Raw genomic sequence first — 18,319 nt, 5'->3', positions numbered from 1 at the left:
TTCGTCGTACCCAGGCATCCGCCGGCGCAGCCGGACGCTGCCGCTCGGCCGCCGCGCGGAACGGTTCCGGTCTTCGTACCCTCGGACGGCGGGGTCCCCCGGACTCCGCCCTCGCCTCACCCGCCTCGTGGAGGTGCCGCCGTGCAGAGCACGCTGCGTCCGGACGGCTCCGGCGACGGGCCCGAGCCGCCGGAGGACCCCCGGGTCACAGTCGTCGTGGCCAGCCGCGACCGTCGTGACGACCTGCTGCGGACCCTGGGACGGCACCGGGCGCGCGTGATCCTCGTCGACAACGGATCGACCGACGGCACCGTCGAGGCCGTGCGGCGCGCCTTCCCGAACGTGGAGGTCGTCGAGCTGGGCCGGAACCTCGCAGCGGCGGGCCGGACCATCGGCGTCCGGCGAGCGACGACACCGTTCGTCGCCTTCGCGGACGACGACTCGTGGTGGTCCCCCGGGTCGCTGGCCGCCGCCGCGGACGCGCTCGCGTCGGCACCGGCGGCGGGGCTGGTGGCGGTCGACGTCCTGGTCGGCGCCGCCGAACGCCGCGACCCCTTCTGCGACGTGCTCGCAGCCTCTCCGCTGGAGGGTGGCGGGGAGCTGTTGCCGGGACCCCGCGTGCTCGGGTTCATGGCCTGCGCCGCCATGGTGCGGCGTGACGCCTTCCTGCGCGCGGGCGGGTTCGACGACGTCGTGCGCTTCCCCGGCGAGGAGGAGCGGCTCGCCTGGGACCTGACGGCCCAGGGCGCACCCCCGGCCTACGTCGCCGGACCCGTGGTCCACCACCATCCCTCGCCGCGACGCCACGACGCCGCAGCACGCCGGCGGGCGGTGGCCCGGTCCCGGGTCCTGACGGGCCTGCTGCGGCTGCCCCGGCGGGACGCGCTGGTCCGGGTGCGGCAGGCGCTCGTCGAGGACGCCGCGACGCGCCGTGGCGCCCTCGACGCGGTGCGGGACCTGCCCGGCGCCCTGCGGCAGCGCCGTGTGCTGCCGCGGCACGTCCTCGCGGACATCGCGCAGCTCGACGGCAGCGCACCGGGCGCAGGGGACCGCCCCGCCCGCGGCGTCGCGGGATCCCGGTGACCGGCCGGTCCCCCGGGCCGCTCCCGGTGCGTGTCCTGGGCGGGCTCCTGGCGCTCGTGCCGGCGCCCGTCGCCGCGCTGCGGCGCGGCCGCGCGCTGCACCCGCAGGGTGCGACCCTCCACGGGACGCTGGAGCTCGCGGGCGGTCCCGGCTCTCCCCTGCCCGCTCCCGGGTACCGCGGTCCCGCGCTCGTCCGTGTGTCGCGTGCGGCGGGCCTGCCGCCCGGGCTGCCGGACGTGCACGGCGTCGCGGTGCGCTGGCACGTCGACGGTGCGCCGCGCGACCTGCTGCTCTCCGGGACCGGCGCCGGGCGTGCGGGTCGCTTCGTCCTCGTCCCCCGGCGCAGGCCGTGGACCGGCGCGTTCAGCACGATCATGCCGTTCCGCACCTCGGGCGGCCCGTTGCTGCTCGGCGCCGTCCCGGGTCCCGGCGCGTTCGGGGACGTCCACGACGGTGACCTGCGGGTCGACCTCGTGCTCCTGGCGGCGCGGCCGGGAGGACCGTGGCAGCGGTGCGGCCGGCTCGTCGCGACCGAGCGGGACCACACGGCCGACCCCCGGTTCGACCCCGTCCTGCACGCGCCGTACGGCACGTACGGCTGGGCGGCGGCGCTCCGGCTGCCCGCGTACGCCGCCTCGCGTCAGCCCTTGCTGCCCGTCGTCGAGACGCCCTGGACGAAGCACCGCTGACGCAAGAGGAACAGCAGGATCATCGGGACCGTCGTGATGACGGAAGCGGTCACGACGATCTTCCACTGGGACTCGCCGCGGGGCCCGAAGCGGTCGACGAGCGCCTTGAGCCCGCGCGGCACCGTGAAGGTGGGCGAGTCCTGCAGACGAGGGCCCCCGCGCGCGCCCGCACGGCCCCGGTGCGCGCACGTCTCGACCGGAGCTCCCGGACGCCGGCGCGTCGCCGCCCGGATGCCGTCGGCCCTCCGGAGCCCTACCCTGACCGCGTCGGCCGCGGCTCCGTCGACGCGCCCCCCGGGTCGCTCTCGGACCGGTGACCCGGAGGCCGGTGTCGATGCAGGACGCCAGGTGGTGGGACGGCGAGCGGCGGCGGAGACGAGCGCATGGAGATCATCGACGGGCAGGTCCGGCACCACGCGTCCGCATGGCTGGAGGCGCTCGTGCCGACACTGGCGAACCAGGCGCGGCAGGCGGTCGACGCTCACACGAGCGTCGTCGTCCGGTCGGGCGACGACCAGCGGTGGGTCACGGCCACGTCGGCGGCGGCAGGACGGTGCGACGCCGCGCAGGACGTCGCAGGTGGCGGACCACGGGCGCTCGCCCTGATCGAGGACCGTGACGTCGTCGTGGACGACGTCGTGACGTGCGCTCGGTGGCCCGGGTGGGCACGCGCCTGCGCGGACGCCGGCGTGCAGTCGGTGGCCGTGGTGCTGGGGCGGCACGAGCACGCCAGGGTCGCGCTCAGCGTCCACCGCGACACGCCGGGCGGTTGGCCGCCCCACCAGCTCCGTCGGCTGTCGGAGCTCGCGGACGCGATCGCCCTGCTGTGGCTCACGGCGCTCGAGGTCGAGTCGGTCACGCGCGCGACGGAGGACTCGCTGGCCGCGCTCGGTGCGCGCGCCGTGATCGACCAGGCTCTGGGCGTGATCATGGCCCAGAACCGCTGCGACGCCGACACCGCCTTCGACATCCTGCGGACGGCCTCGATGCACCGCAACGCGAAGCTCCGGGTCGTGGCGACGGAGATCGTGACGCGCGTGTCGGGACGTCCGCCCCGCGTGTCGCCGTTCCAGCCGCGAGCCAGCACGTCACCTCGTGCCGCCGGAGGCGCCCGCACGTCCGGGCCCGGGTCACGGGCCGACGCGGCGTCGCCGCCGGCCTAGCCGGGGCGCGGTCCCGCGTCGACGCGGTTGCGGGGCGACCGACTGCGCTGCGACGGCGCCGGTCGTACAGTCGATGGATCACCGCAACCGTGGGTGGTCGCAAGGAGGCGACGTCATGACGGCGGGATCCTCGTTGGAGCACGTGGTGGCCCGGGCCTCCGGGCTGATGCTGGCGGGCCGGACGGTGGACGGGGTGCTGCGGCTGCTGACGTCGACGGCCGTGCAGGCCGTGCCGTCGGCGTACGGGGCGGGGATCACGCTGGTCGGGGACGACGGCGTCTCGGCCACCACGGCGGGGACCGACCGGCTCGTCGAGAATGCCGACGGGTTGCAGTACGAGCTGGCGGAGGGGCCCTGCCTCACCGCGTGGCTGACGCGTCGCGTCGTGCGGGTCGACGACGCCGCGGCGGAGACCCGCTGGCCCCGGTGGGCGTCCGCGGTGGTCGGTCTCGGGCTGCACGCCGTGCTCAGCGCACCCGTCGTCGCAGGGGACACCGCGTTCGGTGCCATCAAGCTGTACTCGCGGGACGCCGGGGCGTTCACCGACCACGACGAGACGACGCTCGGCCTGTTCGCCGCGCAGACCGCGCTCCTGGTCGCGGGTGCGCGGTCGTCCCGCCAGGCAGGACGGCTCGGCGGCGACGTGCAGGCGCTGCTCGCCCGGCGCGACGCGCTGCAGCAGGCCATCGGGCTGCTCATGGGGCGGGACCGCGTCACCGAGCAGGCCGCCCTCGGGCACCTCGCGTCCGTCGCCGAGCGCGAGCGCCTCAGCGTCCACGACATCGCCTCGCGCGCGCTGACGGAGCACGCCCGCCGGGTGGTCGTCCGGCCGTGACGACCGAGCCGCACTGGCGACTCATGCGCATCGCGCACCTGCGGACGCGCCAGACGGTCGACGAGCTGTGGCTGCGGTACGTCGCGCTGGGCGGCAGCGCGGGGGTGGTGGACCTCGAGGCGTTCCTCGCCGGCGAGGCGGACCTGCCCGAGGTCGAGCGCGACCGGGTCGCGCTGGCCGTCAACGACCACCTCAACACCCTCGCCGGTGCGGCCCGCGCACCGTACTCGCGCACCGTGCGCCCGCCCGAGCCCTCGACGGGGCTCCCGGCGGCGCTCGTCGCGATGCTCCGGGGCACCCACCTGGCGCCCCCGGAGGCGCTGCCTGCGGTCCTGTCCGCCGCAGGCGGTCACCTCGGCGTGGGCGTCGTGGCGTACCTCGCCGACGACGCCACGGAGATGCTCGTCCCCGTGCCCGGCGACGGCGGGGCGAGCCGGCCCCCGCTGCGCATCGACGGCACCCTGCCCGGCCGGGCGTTCCGCCGGCTGCAGATCGAGACGACCGTGTCGGACGACGGCCAGGCGCGCCTGTGGGTGCCCGTCATCGACGGCGTCGAGCGGCTCGGCGTCCTGGACGTCATGACGCGCGAGCCGGCGGAGCTCACCGACCCCCAGCTGCACCGACAGTGCTGGTGGTGGGCGCACCAGCTCGGTCATCTCGTCTCCTCGACGACCGCCTACGGCGACTTCCTCGAGTCGCTGCGCGTGAGCCGGCCCCGCAGCGCGCAGGCCGAGCTCGTGTGGCGCCTCCTGCCGCCGCTGACGGCCGGCACCGACCGTGTGCTCGTGGCCGGTCGCATCGAGCCGACGCACGACATCGGGGGCGACGTCTTCGACTACGCGCTGTCCGCCGACCGCGCGCAGTTCGCCGTGGTCGACGCCATGGGGCAGGACCTGCGAGCCGGGTTCGCTGCCGCGGCCGCGGTGTCGGCGTACCGCAGCGCCCGGCGCTCCGGTGCCGGGCTCTTCGAGCAGGTCGAGGCGGTCCACGACGCGATCGCCGAGGGGTTCCACGGCGACGTGCTCGCGACGGGCGTCGTCGCCGACCTCGACCTCACGACGGGGCGGCTCAGGTACCTGGTCGCCGGCCATCCCGCCCCCCTCCTCTTCCGGGAGGGGAAGGTCGTCAAGAGCCTCGCCGCGGGGCGCCGGCCGGTGCTCGGGCTGGACCTGCGCGACATGACGGTCGGCGAGGAGAACCTGCAGCCCGACGACACCGTGGTGCTGTACACCGACGGGGTCACCGACGCCCGCGACCAGGAGCGTCAGGAGTTCGGTGTGGCGCGGCTCGTCGACACGCTGCAGCGCGGTGCCGCCGAGCACCTCCCGCTGCCCGAGGTCGTCCGGCGGGTCTCCCAGGCGATCCGGAAGCACCAGCACGGCGTCCTCCAGGACGACGCGACGCTGCTGCTCGTGCAGTGGACGACCGAGGGCCAGGACGCGCTCGACCCCGAGCCGGCGGCGCCGTACCCCGAGCCGCTGTGAGGGGGTCCCGCGCGCGCGAGCACGCTCATCCCCGCAGGCGCACCCACCACCGCTCCCAGGGCGGCGCCACCTGCCACTGCCGCCGCAGCGTGCGGTACGCGCGCCCGAACCGGCGGAACCACTGCCGCCCCGGGCGCACCGACCGGGCGGAGACCCCGACGCGCCAGGTCCGGTCCACGACGACCCGAGCGCCCGGCCCGAGCGCCATCGCGAGGTCGAGGTCGTCGTGCACGTCGCCCGTCCGGGTCACCTCGCCGCGGACCCGCTGCCAGGCACCGGCGCGCAGCGCGGCCGACGAGCCCCACAGCACCGGGTGCCCGGCGGCGAGCTCACCGAGGGCGTAGTAGGACCCGAGGTAGGTCAGGGCGAGCAGCCCGCCCCACGGTCCCGGCAGGTCGAACCGACCCCATCCGCTGACGGCGTCGACGTCGGGGTCGCGCAGCACGTCCAGCGCGTGGGCGACCCAGTCGGGCCCGGGCCGGGAGTCGGCGTCCAGGCGCAGGATCACGTCGCCGCGTGCGGCGTCGTAGCCGGTCGCCACCGCTGCGGGGATGCCGACGCGCGGCTCGTGGAGGACCCGGGCACCGTGACGTCGTGCGACGTCGGCCGTGGCGTCCCGCGACGCGTTGTCGACGACCACCACCTCGTCGGGCGCGCGCGTCTGGCAGGCGAGGAGCGCGAGGCACACGGCGAGGTGCTCGGCGTCGTCCCGGGCCGGGACGACGACCGAGACGACGACACCGCGCCCGGCGCCGCGGGTCACCGCCACAGCGGTGGCGTGGGGGTCCACGGTCCTCCTGCCTGGGCCCGACCGCGTCGGGCTCGTCCGCACGATCCTCGCCCTCGCGTCCGGGTGCCGCCACCGGGCAGGGAGGGTCGGGTGCGCGCGGCAGGGGTGACAGGTGGCGACGTCAGCCGGTGACCGCGGGCTCGAGGTGCACGGTCTTGAGCTGCGTCATCGCCGCCAGCAGGTCGGGACCGTAGCCGGCGCCCGCGCCGGACTCGCGCCGCGGGTCGGCCGAGCCGCCGGGCGCGCCGCCGAACACCGCGTTGATCTTCACGGTCCCGACGTCGAGCTGCTCGGCCGCGAGCAGCGCGTGGTCCAGCCGCGGCGTGAGCACGGTCGCGGCGAGCCCGTAGGCGCCGGCGTCGGCCAGCTCGAGCGCGGTGGCGAAGTCCGGTACGCGCGTGATCGCCACCACCGGACCGAAGGTCTCCTCGCGCATGACCGCCATGTCCGCCGTGCAGCCGTCCAGGACCGTCGGCGGGTAGTACGCGCCAGGGCCGTCGAGCGGCCGACCGCCGACGAGCGCACGCGCGCCGGCGGCCACGGCCTCCTCGACGTGCCGCACGACGACGTCGCGCTGCGCCCCGTCGACCAGCGGACCGAGCTCGGTCCCGGGCTCCTCGGGCGCTCCCACCCGCATCTCCTCGGCGATCGCGACCAGCGCCGCGAGGACCGCGTCGGCGACGTCCTGGTGGAGGTACACCCGCTCGACCGACGTGCACAGCTGCCCTGTGTTCGTGAACGCCCCCGTGGCGATCTGCCGCGCCGCCCACGCCGCGTCGACGCCCGCGTCCACGACCAGCGCGTCCTTGCCACCGTTCTCCCGCAGCACGCGCGCGCCCCGCTCCCCCGCCGCGCGGGCGATGGCTCGACCGGTCGCGCTGCTGCCGACCTGGGCGACGAGGGCCACACGGGTGTCCGCGACGAGCGCCGCGCCCGTCTCCCCGTCACCGTTGACGACCTCGAGGACGCCGCCCGGGAACGCCTCGGCGATCGTCCGCGCGAGCTCGAAGCCCGCACGCGGGCTGCGCTCGGACGGCTTGTGCACGACGGTGTTGCCCGTCACCAGCGCGGCGGCGAGCAGGCCTGCCGCCGCCGGGAACGGGTCGTTCCAGGGCGTGATGACTGCGACGACGCCGTGCGGCTCGCGGCGCACGACGTCCAGCGCGAGCGGGTCGCCCGCGAGCGCGCGACCTGTCGCCCCCAGGCCGGTGGTCGCCGTCTCCTCGAGGATGTCGGCCGCCACGTGTGCGGACGCGACCGACTGGGTGAGCAGCCGGCCCGTGTCCCGGGTGAGGAGCATGCCGAGCTCCTCGGCCCGTGCCCGGACGTGCGCGGCGGCGGTCCGCAGCGCGGCCGCCCGCTCCTGCGGCACGGTCCGTCGCCAGGTGCGTCGCGCGGCGTGGGCGCCCGCCACGGCGGCGTCGACCTCGTGCGCGTCGGCGGGGACCAGCACCACGGCGGGCCGGCCGTCGACGGGCGACACGCGCACGATCTCGCGGGTGCCACGGGCTGCCACCGGGCGGCCGCCGAGGTGGTGCACGTCGAGGCGGTCGACCGAGGTCGGGACGTCGGGGTGCGCGGCGGCCGGGGCGGTCGCGGTGGTCATGTGCTCTCCGATCGACGGGTCCGTACGGGTGGGGGGACGAGTCGGACGAGTCCGACGAATCGTCTCGACGTGCACGAGCGGGTGAAGTGCTCCACGCTGGGCCGGGATCACCGGCGCGGGACGGTTCAGCAGCGAGCCAGCCGCAGCACTGCGTCCACCCCGACTGTGGACCATGCACGGAAGGTCGGCCACTCATGCGGGTGCTCGGCGTCAACGCGATCTACCACGACCCCTCGGCCGCCCTCGTCGTGGACGGCGAGGTCGTCGCCGCCGCCGAGGAGGAGCGGTTCAGCCGCCGCAAGCACGGCAAGCGACCCGTGCCCTTCTCGGCGTGGGAGCTGCCGGAGCTGTCGATGCGGTGGTGCCTCGAGCGCGCGGGACTGACGCCGGCCGACGTGGACGTCGTCGCGTACTCGTTCGACCCCGAGCTGTCGAAGTCCGCGGAGGACCTGGGCCTGCACGACCCGTGGGACCACCTGCGCACGACGTACGCGCAGAACGTCGGCGGGTTCCTGCGCAGCGCGCTGCCCGGGATCGAGCACGCGCGCCTGCACCACGTGCCGCACCACGTCGCCCACGCGGCGTCGGCCGCGCTCGCCTCGCCGTTCCCGACGAGCAGCGTCCTGGTGCTCGACGGACGCGGAGAACGGGCCTCGCACCTGGCGGGACGCTACGAGGGCGGGCGGATCGAGGTCTTCACGACCCAGGAGCTGCCGCACTCGCTGGGGCTGCTGTACGAGTCGTTGACGGAGCACCTGGGCTTCCTGCGCTCGTCGGACGAGTACAAGGTCATGGCGCTCGCGTCCTACGGCCGCCCCCGGTTCCTCGAGCAGCTGCGCGAGCACGTGTACGCGACCGGGGACGGCGGGTTCGTCGCCGAGATCCCCGACTGGACGCGGTTCGCGAGCAGGCGCGTCGACGACGGCACGTGGGGCGGCGAGCACGCCGACCTCGCGTCGTCGGTGCAGGTGCGCCTGGAGGAGGTCCTGGTCGACCTCGCGCGGTGGCTGCACGAGCGCACCGGCGACCGCGTCCTGACGATGGCCGGGGGCATCGCGCTGAACTGCGTCGCGAACTCCCGCATCTGGCGCGAGAGCGGGTTCGAGGAGGTGTGGGTGCAGCCCGCCGCCGGGGACGCGGGCACGTCGCTGGGAGCGGCGCTCCAGGCGGCCGCGGAGCTCGGTGAGCCGGTGCGGCCCATGCCGGGTGCGGACCTGGGCCGCGAGTGGGACGACGCCCAGCTCGCGCAGTGGCTGCGCGGCGCCCGCGTGCCGTTCACGACCCCGCCGCCGGAGCGGTTCGCGCAGGACGTCGCCGACGTGCTGGCGGCGGACGGCGTCGTCGCGTGGTTCGACGGGCGCAGCGAGTTCGGCCCGCGCGCGCTGGGTCACCGCTCGCTGCTGGCGCACCCCGGGCACGCCGAGAACCTCGAGCGCATGAACGACGTCAAGGGGCGCGAGCAGTTCCGCCCGGTGGCGCCGATGGTGCTGCTGGACCGCGCGCCGGAGATCTTCTCCGACGGTCCGCTCCCGAGCCCGTACATGCTCTTCGTGCACCGGGTCGCCGATGCGTGGCGTGACCGGATCCCGGCTGCGGTGCACGTCGACGGCACCGCGCGCATCCAGACCGTCGACCCGGCGAGGCAGCCGCGTCTCGGCGCGACGATCGAGGCGTTCGCGGACCGCACGGGCTTGCCGGTCGTCATCAACACGAGCCTCAACACCGCGGGCCGGCCGATGGTCGACGACCCCCGCGACGCCCTCGAGCTGTTCGGCTCGGCTCCCGTCGACCTGCTGGTCCTCGGCCCCCACCTGGTGCGCCGGGCGGACGTCTTCGCAGCGGCCGGGAGCCCACGCCCGGCCGGCGGCGCGGTCGACGACCCGCCGGGTGACGCAGCCCGTGGCGGCGAGGGAGCGACGGCGTGACGCCGTCGGGGCTCGCGTCGCCACCCGCGTGGTCGGTCGTCGTGCCGACGATCGGCCGACCGTCGCTGCGCGCGCTGCTCGACACGCTCGCCGCGCAGCCGCTGGGTGCGGTGCTGCCCGCGCCCGAGGCGGTCGTGGTGTGCGACGACCGTCCGCTGACCGCCGCGGAGCCGCTCGACGTGGACGACGTCGCGCTGCCCGTGCGCGTCGTGCGGGTCGGTGGGCGCGGACCGGCCGCCGCCCGCAACGCGGGGTGGCGCCGGGTGCGCACGCCGTGGGTGCTGTTCCTCGACGACGACGTGCTGCTGCCCGCCGGCTGGGCCGAGGCGTTCGCCGCCGACCTGGCCGCGGCCGACTCCGAGCCCGACGTCGCCGCCACGCAGGGTCGGCTGCGGGTGCCGTTGCCGGCGCACCGGCCGCCGACGGACTGGGAGCGCAGCACCGGCGGTCTCGAGGGCGCGCGCTGGGCGACCGCCGACATGGCGTACCGCCGGACCGCGCTCGTGGCGGTCGACGGGTTCGACGAGCGCTTCCCGCGCGCCTACCGGGAGGACGCCGACCTCGCGCTGCGCGTGCGGCAGGCCGGGTGGCGCCTGCACGTCGGGGACCGCGTCACCACGCACCCGGTGCGTCCGGCCGACGACCGCGTGAGCGTGCGCGTGCAGGCCGGGGCCCGCGACGACGCGCTGCTGCGGGCCGCGCACGGCCCCCGCTGGCGCGACCTGGCGCAGACGGGGCGGGGGCGGTTCGCCTGGCACGTCGCGACCGTGGCGGCCGCGACCGCCGGCGGGGCCGCGCTCGTCGCGGGACGGCCGCGCGCGGCGGCCGCCGCGGGTGCCGCATGGGCCGCCCTGACGGCCGACCTCGTACGGATCCGCGTCCTGCCGGGCCCTCGCCCGGGTGACGAGGGCTGGCGCGACGAGTGGCGGCGCATGGCGTTGACCTCGGTGGTGCTGCCGTTCGCGGCGGTGCGTCACCGCGTCGCGGGCACGATCGCGCATCGCGGCGGTGCGCCGCCGTGGCGCCCGCCGGTGCGCGCCGTGCTCTTCGACCGCGACGGCACGCTCGTCCACGACGTGCCGTACAACGGGGACCCGTCCCAGGTGCGTGCCGTGGCGGGCGCACGCGAGCTGCTCGACGCCCTCCGCGCGGCGGGCGTGCGGGTCGGCCTCGTGAGCAACCAGTCGGGCATCGGCCGCGGCCTGCTGACGGACGCCCAGGTGACGGCCGTGAACGCGCGCGTCACCGACCTGCTGGGGTCGTTCGGCACCGTGCAGGTCTGCCCCCACACGGACGACGACGGCTGCACGTGCCGCAAGCCCGCACCCGGCATGGTGCTCGCGGCGGCCCGTGAGCTGGGCGTCGCACCGTGGGAGTGCGCGGTGGTGGGCGACATCGGCGCCGACGTGGAGGCGGCGCTGGCCGCGGGCGCGCGCCCGGTGCTCGTCCCGACGCCCGCCACGCTGCCCGAGGAGGTCGACGCCGCCCCGGAGGTGGCGACCGACCTCCGCGCGGCCCTCGTGGCCGTCCTGCCCGACGTCGTCGGGACGCCCGCCGACCGGCTCGACGCGCAGCCGGTGGACGCCGCACCGCACGAGCCCGAGGTCGGCACCGAGACGGAGGTCGCCGCATGACGCGCGTCCTGGCGGTCCGGCTCGACAGCGACGGTGACGTCCTGCTGAGCGGGCCCGCGCTGCGCGCGCTCGCCGCCACCGCCGAGCGTCTCGACGTGCTGGCCTCGCCCGCCGGGGCCCACGCCGCCCGGCTGCTGCCCGGCGTCGACGACGTGCTCGTGTTCGACCCGCCGTGGAGCGGGTACGCCCCGCCCCCGGTCGACCCCCGGGCCGTCCACGGGCTCGTCGCCGACCTCGCCGCACGGCGGTACGACCGTGCCGTGGTCCTCACGTCCTTCCACCAGAGCCCGCTGCCCGTCGCGCTCGTGCTGCGGCTCGCCGGTGTGCCGTTCGTGGCCGGCACGAGCGAGGACTACCCCGGGTCGCTGCTCGACCTGCGCCACCGCCGCCCCGAGGGGCTGCACGAGGTGGAGGCCGCGCTCGACCTGGCCACGGCCGCGGGCGGGCGGCTCCCCGCCGGGGACGACGGACGCCTGGCCCTGCGCACCCCGCTGCCGACGCTCGCCGCGGCCCTGCACGCCGACGCGCTCGTGCGTGCGACCGGCGGTGCGACCGGTTCGTACGTCGTGGTCCACCCGGGAGCCTCGGTACCGGCCCGCGCCCCGTCGCCCGACCACGCACGGGAGATCGTCGCGGCCCTGGCCGACGCGGGCCGCACCGTGCTCGTCACGGGCGGGCGCGGCGAGCGCGACCTGGCGGCGCACGTCACCGCGGGCGTCGCCGGTGCGGTGGACGTGGCGGGCCGGACGTCGCTCGCCGGGCTGGCGGCCGTGCTCGCCGGTGCCGACGTCGTCGTGGTCGGCAACACCGGCCCCGCCCACCTGGCCGCGGCGGTCGGCACGCCCGTCGTGTCGTTGTTCTCGCCGGTCGTCCCGGCCGGTCGCTGGTCGCCGTGGGCCGTGCCGAGCGTCGTGCTCGGAGACCAGGAGGCGCCGTGCGCGGGGACGCGGTCGCGCACCTGCCCGGTCCCGGGGCACCCGTGCCTGTCGTCCGTCGCACCGGCCCGCGTCGTGGCCGCCGTCGACGCGCTGGCGCTCGCGGCCGGCTCCGCCGGCGAGCCGCTCGCCGGCACCCGCACGGGCGTGGCCCCCGCACCGCAGGAGGTGGTGGCATGAGGATCCTGGCGTGGCACGTGCACGGCTCGTGGATGACGTCGTTCGTCCAGGGCGCGCACGAGTACCTCGTCCCCGTGGACGCCGAGCGCTCCCCCGACGGCCTGGGGCGCGCCCGCACGTGGGACTGGCCGGTGTGCGTGCGCGAGGTGCCGCTGGCAGGGCTGCGCGACGAGAGGTTCGACGTCGTCCTGCTGCAGCGCCCGCGGGACCTCGAGCTGCTCGAGCGGTGGGCCGGGCTGCGCGCGGGCGTCGACGTGCCCGCCGTGTACGTCGAGCACAACACGCCCGTGGAGCACCCCGTGGGGACCCGTCACCTGCTGGCCGGCCGCGACGACGTCCTGCTGGTGCACGTGACGGCGTTCAACGCGCTGGTGTGGGACAACGGCCGCGCGCCCGTCACGGTCGTCGAGCACGGCGTGCCCGACCCCGGGCACCTGTGGACCGGTGAGCGCGCACGCGTCGCCGCGGTCGTCAACGAGCCGGTGCGGCGCTGGCGGGTCGCGGGCACCGACGTCCTGCTGCGCGTCGCCGACGCCGTGCCGGTCGAGGTGTACGGGATGGGGATGGCGGCGCTCGCCGGCCACCTGCCCGCGCACGCGGCGCACCTGCACGACGACGTGCCGCAGGCCCGCATGCACCAGCAGCTCGCCGGTGCTCGTGCGTACCTGCACCCCTACCGGTGGACCAGCCTCGGGCTGTCGCTGGTGGAGGCGATGACGCTCGGCATGCCCGTGCTGGCGCTCGCGACGACGGCCGCACCCGAGGCGGTGCCCGCGGACGCGGGCGTGGTGAGCAGCGACCCGTCCGACCTGGTCGCGGCTGCTCGCCGCTGGCTGGCCGACCCGGCCGAGGCGAAGGAGCGCGGGCTCGCGGCCCGCGAGCACGCGCTGCGGCGGTTCGGGCTGGAGCGGTTCCTGTCCGACTGGCACGAGGTGATCGAAGGGGTGACGCGATGAGGATCGCGATGGTGTCGGAGCACGCGAGCCCGCTCGCGGTCCTGGGCGGCGTCGACGCGGGCGGCCAGAACGTCCACGTCGCAGCGCTCGCCGGCGCGCTGGCGGACCAGGGGCACGAGGTGACCGTGTACACGCGACGCGACGACCCCGACCTGCCGGAGCGCGTTCCGATGACGCCGGGCGTCGAGGTCGTGCACGTGCCCGCGGGCCCGGCCACGGCCGTGCCGAAGGACGAGCTGCTGCCCTGGGTGCGCGACCTCGGCTCGTGGGTCGCCGACGACTGGGCGACGCACGGGGCGCCGGACGTCGTGCACGCGCACTTCTGGATGTCGGGCCTCGCCGCGCTGCAGGCGGCGGCGGTGCACGGCGTGCCGACGGTGCAGACCTACCACGCGCTGGGCTCCGTGAAGCGGCGTCACCAGGGCGCCAAGGACACCAGCCCGGCGGGCCGGATCACCGCCGAGGCCGCGATCGGCCGGCGCGTCGACGCGGTGGTCGCGACGTGCACGGACGAGGTGCGGGAGCTGGCGCGCCTGGGCGTGCCGGCGTCGCGCGTGCGGGTCGTGCCGTGCGGTGTCGACGTCGCGCACTTCCGGCCCGTGCGCCGCGCAGCCGGCCCGTTGCCGCGGCGCCAGCCGCACCGCCTGGTGTGCCTGGGCCGGCTGGTCGAGCGCAAGGGGCTCGACACGGTCCTCGCCGCGCTCGTCGACCTGCCGGGCACCGAGCTGCTCGTCGCCGGCGGCCCCGACGCCGCGGCGCTGCGCGAGGACGCGGAGGCGACCCGGCTGACCGCGCTCGCCGCGCGCCTCGGGGTCGCCGACCGGGTCCACCTGCTGGGGCGCGTCGGCCACGACGACGTGCCGGCGCTCGTGTCGTCGGCGGACCTGGTCGTCGCGACGCCCTGGTACGAGCCGTTCGGCATCGTGCCGCTCGAGGCCGCGGCGTGCGGCGTGCCGGTCGTCGGCAGCGCGGTGGGCGGCCTGCTGGACTCCGTCGTCGACGGCGTGACGGGCGTGCTCGTGCCACCCCGCGACCCCGCTGCGCTGGCGGCTGCCGTGCGCGGTCTCCTCGCCGACCCGGTGCGCCGCCGCGCGTGCGGTGCGGCGGCGCGTCGTCGTGCCCTCGCGCGCTACTCGTGGCGGTGCGTCGCGGCGCAGACGGAGCGGGTGTACCGGTCCCTGACGTTCGGGGCCCGGGGCGCGGCACGGGTCGAGGAGGTGGCGGTGTGAGCGCGCGCGCGTGGATCGAGACGCACGACGCCGAGCTGGGCGCGGGGCTGCGCAGCCTGCGCGGGCAGGCGGGCACGGTCGAGCGGTGGGGCGCGACGCTCGCACGCCGCCTGACCGAGGGCGCGCGGCTGCTTGCCGCCGGCAACGGCGGGAGCGCCGCGGAGGCGCAGCACCTGACGTCCGAGCTGGTCGGGCGGTTCCTCCACGAGCGGCGTCCCCTGTCGGCCCTGTGCCTGTGCTCGGAGAGCTCGAGCGTCACGGCGATCGTCAACGACTACGGCATCGACGAGATGTTCGCCCGCCAGGTGGAGGCGCACGGCCGGCCCGGGGACGTCCTGGTGCTCCTGTCGACGTCGGGGCGCAGCGCCAACGTGCTGCGCGCCGCGGAGCGGGCGCGCGAGGTGGGGGTGGAGGTGTGGTCCATGACGGGCCCGGGCCCGAACCCGCTGGCAGCGGCGTCGGACGACGTCCTGGTCGTCGACGCACCGACGACCGCGGCCGTGCAGGCCGTGCACCTGGTCGCCGTGCACGCCGTGTGCGCGGTGCTCGACGAGCACCTCGCGCTGCGACCGGCGGGCTCCCCCGGCTCGGCGCGTGCGGCAGGACGCCCCGCGGCGGCCGCGGCCGTGGAGGTCCGGGCGTGAGCGCCGACGTGCGCGGCCGCCCGCACGTCGTCGTGGTCGGCGACGTCGTGCTCGACCGCGACGTCGAGGGCCGGGTGGACCGCCTGTGCCCGGACGCTCCCGCGCCCGTGCTCGACGTGACGCACGTCCGGGAGAGCCCGGGCGGCGCGGGGCTCACCGCGCTGCTGGCCGCGCAGGACGCACGCGTGACACTGGTCGCGCCGCTCGCCGACGACGCCGCGGGCCGGGCGCTGCACGAGCGGCTGGCCCGGGACGTCGACGTGCTGGCGCTGCCGCACGCCGGCGGGACGCGCCGCAAGGTCCGGGTCCGCAGCGCGGCGCACTCGCTGGTCCGGATCGACGACGGTGGACCGGGCACGCCCGGTGACGTGCCGGTCGACGCGGTCCGCCGGGTGCTGGCCGCGGCCGACGTCGTGCTGGTGTCGGACTACGGCGCGGGCGTCACGCGCGACGAGGACCTGCGGGCGCTGCTCGCCGACGCGGCCGCCACGGGACTCGTCGTGTGGGACCCGCACCCGCGCGGTGGGCCCCCGGTGGCCGGCGTCACCCTCGTGACGCCCAACCTCGGCGAGGCGCGGGGCGCGCTGCGGCGCGACGCGGCCGGAGGCGACGGGCCCGGCGACGACCTGGCCCGTCGCCTGCGCGAGCTCTGGCGGGCACGCGCCGTGGCCGTCACCGTGAGCGCCGACGGCGCGTTCGTGGCCGCCGGTGGCGAGGCGCAGTACGTCCCCGCACCGGCCGTGACCGGCGGTGACCCGTGCGGTGCGGGCGACCGGTTCGCCGCATCGGCGGCGCTCGCCCTCGCCGCCGGTGCGCTGCCGGTCGAGGCGGTCGCCCGCGGTGTCCGCGACGCGAGCGCCTGGGTCGCGGCGGGTGGCGCCGAGGCGTACCGGGGGCGCGGCGGACCGGCCGCCACCCACCCGGGCGCCGGAATCGGCAGCGGGACGGTGCACGACCCCGGGACACCCGCGCCGGCCGGTCAGTCCGGGCTGGACGACGTGGCGGCGCTGGCCGCACGCCTGCGCCGGGACGGCCGCTCCCTGGTCGCGACGGGCGGCTGCTTCGACATCGTCCACGCGGGTCACGTCGCGACGCTGCAGGCCGCCCGGCGGCTGGGCGACGCGCTCGTCGTGCTCATGAACTCCGACGCCTCGGTGCGCCGGCTCAAGGGTGCGGGCCGGCCCGTCGTCACCGCCGCGGACCGCGCGCGCGTCCTCGAGGCCCTCGACTGCGTGGACGCGGTCGTCGTGTTCGACGAGGACGACCCGCGCGCCGCCCTCGACCGCCTGCGTCCCGACGTGTGGGCCAAGGGCGGTGACTACGGCGGCGCACCGCTGCCCGAGGCCGCGACCGTCCGGGCCCACGGCGGCCGCGTGGTCCTGCTCCCCTACCTCGACGGCCGTTCGACGACGTCGATCATCGAGCGCTCGGGCACGGCCCGCGCGACCACCACCACGAAGGAGACCGTGTGAGCACCGTGCTGGACCCGACCGACTCCCCCGCGCTGCTGACCCCGCGCGAGCTGGGGACCGTGTTCGTCACCGGAGGCGCGTCCGGCCTCGGGGCCGCCGTCGTGGACGCGGTGCTCGCATCGGGCGGGAGCGCGGCGGTGCTCGACCGCGTCGCACCGGCTGCGGACGTGCCGCACGTCGAGGTGGACCTGTCCGACTCGGCCGCCGCCGCGGCGGCCGTCGAGGAGCTCGTGCGGCTGGCCGGGGAGCCGACGGGCGTCGTGACCGCCGCCGGCACCGACGCGTGCGGGCGGCTGGTCGACATCGACCCCGCGACCTGGGAGAAGGTCGTCGCCGTCAACCTGTTCGGCACGGTCGCGGTGGTCCGGGCCGCCGTGCCGTACCTGGAGAAGGTGCGCGGCACCGTCGTGACCGTCGCCTCGACGCTCGCGCTGCGCGGCATGAGCGACGCGACGGCGTACAGCGCGTCGAAGTTCGCGGTCCGCGGCTTCTCGCACGCGCTGGCCGCTGAGCTGGCCGGCAGCGTCGGCGTCACGTGCCTCATCCCCGGCGGCATGCGGACCCCGTTCTTCGACGGCCGCACCGAGCAGTACCGGCCCGGCCCCGACGCCGACCTGAACGACCCGCGCGCGACGGCCGGAGCCGTGCTCACCGCGCTGCGCCAGCCCGTCGGCTCGGAGATCCGGGAGCTGCTCGTCATGGCGTCCGGGGAGAGCTCCTGGCCGTGAGCGGTGCGCGGACGACGGGCGACGTCCTCGTCCTGCGCGCGCTCGGGCTCGGCGACGCGCTGACGGGCGTGGCCGCGCTGCGGGGCGTGCGTCGCGCGTGGCCGGACCGGCGCCTCGTGCTCGCCGGTCCGGCCGCGACCGGCACCTGGTTGCGCGACCTCGGCGTCGTCGACGACCTGCTGGTCACCCAGGGACTGGCACCGCTCACGTGGGACGGGACCGGGCACGTGGCCGTCAACCTGCACGGCCGTGGTCCGCAGAGCCACCGGGTGCTGGCGGCGACGCGGCCGTCGCGGCTCGTCGCGTACGCGACGCCCGAGCACCCGCAGGGGCCGACGTGGCGCGCTGACGAGCACGAGGTCGTCCGCTGGTGCCGGCTCGTGACGTCCGCGGGCGGCCCCTGCGACGCGTCGGACCTGCGGCTGCCCGTGCCGCCGGACCGGGCCACCGCGCCGGGGACGGTCGTGCTGCACCCGGGCGCCGCCTCCGGGTCCCGCCGGTGGCCGGTCGCGCGCTGGGGCGAGGTCGCGCGCGCGCTCGTCGCCGCGCGCCAGGACGTGACGCTGACGGGCGGCCCGGCGGAGGTGGACCTGTGCGCGGCCGTCGCCGAGGCCTCGGGCCGTGACCCGCGCGTGCTCGCCGGCTCCCTCGACGTGCCGGGGCTGGCGGGCCTCGTCGCGGGCGCCCGGCTCGTGGTGTGCGGCGACACGGGGGTCGCGCACCTGGCGACCGCCGTCGCCACGCCGTCCGTCCTGCTGTTCGGCCCCACCCCGCCACGGTGGTGGGGGCCGGCGATCGACTCCGACCGGCACGCGGTGCTGTGGCACGGTGACCCGCACCGGCCGGGCGACCCGCACGGGACGGACGTCGACCCGGCGCTCACCGCGATCACCGTCGACGAGGTGCTGGAGGCCGCCGTCGCGCTCCTGGCGGCACCGGCCCCGCACGGGCACGCATCGGGCTGAC

17 protein-coding genes are annotated in these 18,319 nt (G+C 77.2%); 14 read left to right on the top strand and 3 right to left on the bottom strand.

Features of this window, described 5'->3' with window-relative positions; genetic code table 11:
- Nucleotides 1-141 precede the first annotated feature (141 nt).
- The gene (locus KKR89_RS08770) at nt 142-1,083 is read left to right on the top strand and encodes a glycosyltransferase family 2 protein (RefSeq protein WP_208195013.1); all 942 of its coding nucleotides are present in this window, start codon (nt 142-144) and stop codon (nt 1,081-1,083) included.
- Nucleotides 1,080-1,772, top strand: coding sequence for a hypothetical protein (locus tag KKR89_RS08765; protein ID WP_208195012.1), 693 nt, complete (start codon nt 1,080-1,082; stop codon nt 1,770-1,772). Before KKR89_RS08770 ends, KKR89_RS08765 begins: the two co-directional genes overlap by 4 nt.
- Here KKR89_RS08765 and KKR89_RS08760 read toward each other — a convergent pair.
- Nucleotides 1,724-1,894, bottom strand: coding sequence for a hypothetical protein (locus KKR89_RS08760; protein ID WP_243882207.1), 171 nt, complete (start codon nt 1,892-1,894; stop codon nt 1,724-1,726). The two genes, KKR89_RS08765 and KKR89_RS08760, sit on opposite strands and share 49 nt — an antisense overlap.
- Before the next feature lie 261 nt (nt 1,895-2,155).
- Here KKR89_RS08760 and KKR89_RS08755 point away from each other — a divergent pair, with 261 nt between their 5' ends.
- From KKR89_RS08755 to KKR89_RS08745, 3 genes are all read left to right on the top strand, one after another.
- Nucleotides 2,156-2,935, top strand: coding sequence for an ANTAR domain-containing protein (locus KKR89_RS08755; protein WP_208195011.1), 780 nt, complete (start codon nt 2,156-2,158; stop codon nt 2,933-2,935).
- Nucleotides 2,936-3,050: 115 nt separating this feature from the next.
- Nucleotides 3,051-3,770: a GAF and ANTAR domain-containing protein gene (locus KKR89_RS08750; RefSeq protein ID WP_208195010.1), complete on the top strand. Its 720-nt coding sequence runs from the start codon at nt 3,051-3,053 to the stop codon at nt 3,768-3,770.
- The gene (locus KKR89_RS08745) at nt 3,767-5,254 is read left to right on the top strand and encodes a PP2C family protein-serine/threonine phosphatase (protein WP_208195009.1); all 1,488 of its coding nucleotides are present in this window, start codon (nt 3,767-3,769) and stop codon (nt 5,252-5,254) included. The genes KKR89_RS08750 and KKR89_RS08745 overlap by 4 nt, the downstream gene beginning before the upstream one ends.
- A gap of 25 nt (nt 5,255-5,279) precedes the next feature.
- Here the strand turns inward: KKR89_RS08745 and KKR89_RS08740 are convergent, their stop codons facing one another.
- A complete protein-coding gene (locus KKR89_RS08740; protein WP_251141082.1) occupies nt 5,280-6,044 on the bottom strand; it encodes a glycosyltransferase family 2 protein in 765 nt (254 codons plus the stop codon).
- A gap of 121 nt (nt 6,045-6,165) precedes the next feature.
- Nucleotides 6,166-7,650, bottom strand: coding sequence for an aldehyde dehydrogenase family protein (locus KKR89_RS08735; RefSeq protein WP_208195008.1), 1,485 nt, complete (start codon nt 7,648-7,650; stop codon nt 6,166-6,168).
- Between the two features lie 194 nt (nt 7,651-7,844).
- On the opposite strand from KKR89_RS08735, the gene KKR89_RS08730 reads away from it, so the two are divergent.
- The 9 genes from KKR89_RS08730 to KKR89_RS08690 are packed head-to-tail and all read left to right on the top strand — an operon-like array spanning nt 7,845 to nt 18,318.
- The gene (locus KKR89_RS08730; protein ID WP_208195007.1) at nt 7,845-9,575 is read left to right on the top strand and encodes a carbamoyltransferase family protein; all 1,731 of its coding nucleotides are present in this window, start codon (nt 7,845-7,847) and stop codon (nt 9,573-9,575) included.
- On the top strand, nt 9,572-11,209 hold the full coding sequence (locus KKR89_RS18570) for an HAD-IIIA family hydrolase (RefSeq protein WP_208195006.1): 1,638 nt from the start codon (nt 9,572-9,574) through the stop codon (nt 11,207-11,209). The genes KKR89_RS08730 and KKR89_RS18570 overlap by 4 nt, the downstream gene beginning before the upstream one ends.
- Nucleotides 11,206-12,324: a glycosyltransferase family 9 protein gene (locus KKR89_RS08720; RefSeq protein ID WP_208195005.1), complete on the top strand. Its 1,119-nt coding sequence runs from the start codon at nt 11,206-11,208 to the stop codon at nt 12,322-12,324. The genes KKR89_RS18570 and KKR89_RS08720 overlap by 4 nt, the downstream gene beginning before the upstream one ends.
- Nucleotides 12,321-13,280 (top strand): glycosyltransferase family 4 protein, encoded by a 960-nt coding sequence (locus KKR89_RS08715; protein WP_208195004.1) that lies wholly within the window; start codon nt 12,321-12,323, stop codon nt 13,278-13,280. Before KKR89_RS08720 ends, KKR89_RS08715 begins: the two co-directional genes overlap by 4 nt.
- Entirely contained in the window at nt 13,277-14,509 is a 1,233-nt protein-coding gene (locus tag KKR89_RS08710; protein WP_208195003.1) for a glycosyltransferase, read from the top strand. The genes KKR89_RS08715 and KKR89_RS08710 overlap by 4 nt, the downstream gene beginning before the upstream one ends.
- A complete protein-coding gene (locus KKR89_RS08705) occupies nt 14,506-15,153 on the top strand; it encodes a D-sedoheptulose-7-phosphate isomerase (protein WP_214765760.1) in 648 nt (215 codons plus the stop codon). The genes KKR89_RS08710 and KKR89_RS08705 overlap by 4 nt, the downstream gene beginning before the upstream one ends.
- Nucleotides 15,150-16,625: a PfkB family carbohydrate kinase gene (locus KKR89_RS08700; protein ID WP_251141081.1), complete on the top strand. Its 1,476-nt coding sequence runs from the start codon at nt 15,150-15,152 to the stop codon at nt 16,623-16,625. Before KKR89_RS08705 ends, KKR89_RS08700 begins: the two co-directional genes overlap by 4 nt.
- Complete coding sequence (locus KKR89_RS08695) at nt 16,622-17,353, top strand: SDR family oxidoreductase (protein ID WP_251141080.1); 732 nt, start codon at nt 16,622-16,624, stop codon at nt 17,351-17,353. Before KKR89_RS08700 ends, KKR89_RS08695 begins: the two co-directional genes overlap by 4 nt.
- Entirely contained in the window at nt 17,350-18,318 is a 969-nt protein-coding gene (locus KKR89_RS08690; protein WP_208195002.1) for a glycosyltransferase family 9 protein, read from the top strand. The genes KKR89_RS08695 and KKR89_RS08690 overlap by 4 nt, the downstream gene beginning before the upstream one ends.
- Nucleotide 18,319 lies beyond the last annotated feature (1 nt).

Origin of the sequence: Cellulomonas dongxiuzhuiae (assembly GCF_018623035.1) — a bacterium.
GTDB lineage: Bacteria > Actinomycetota > Actinomycetes > Actinomycetales > Cellulomonadaceae > Cellulomonas > Cellulomonas dongxiuzhuiae.
Note: the sequence above shows the minus strand (reverse complement) of the source record. Positions and strands in the feature narration are given on the sequence as shown.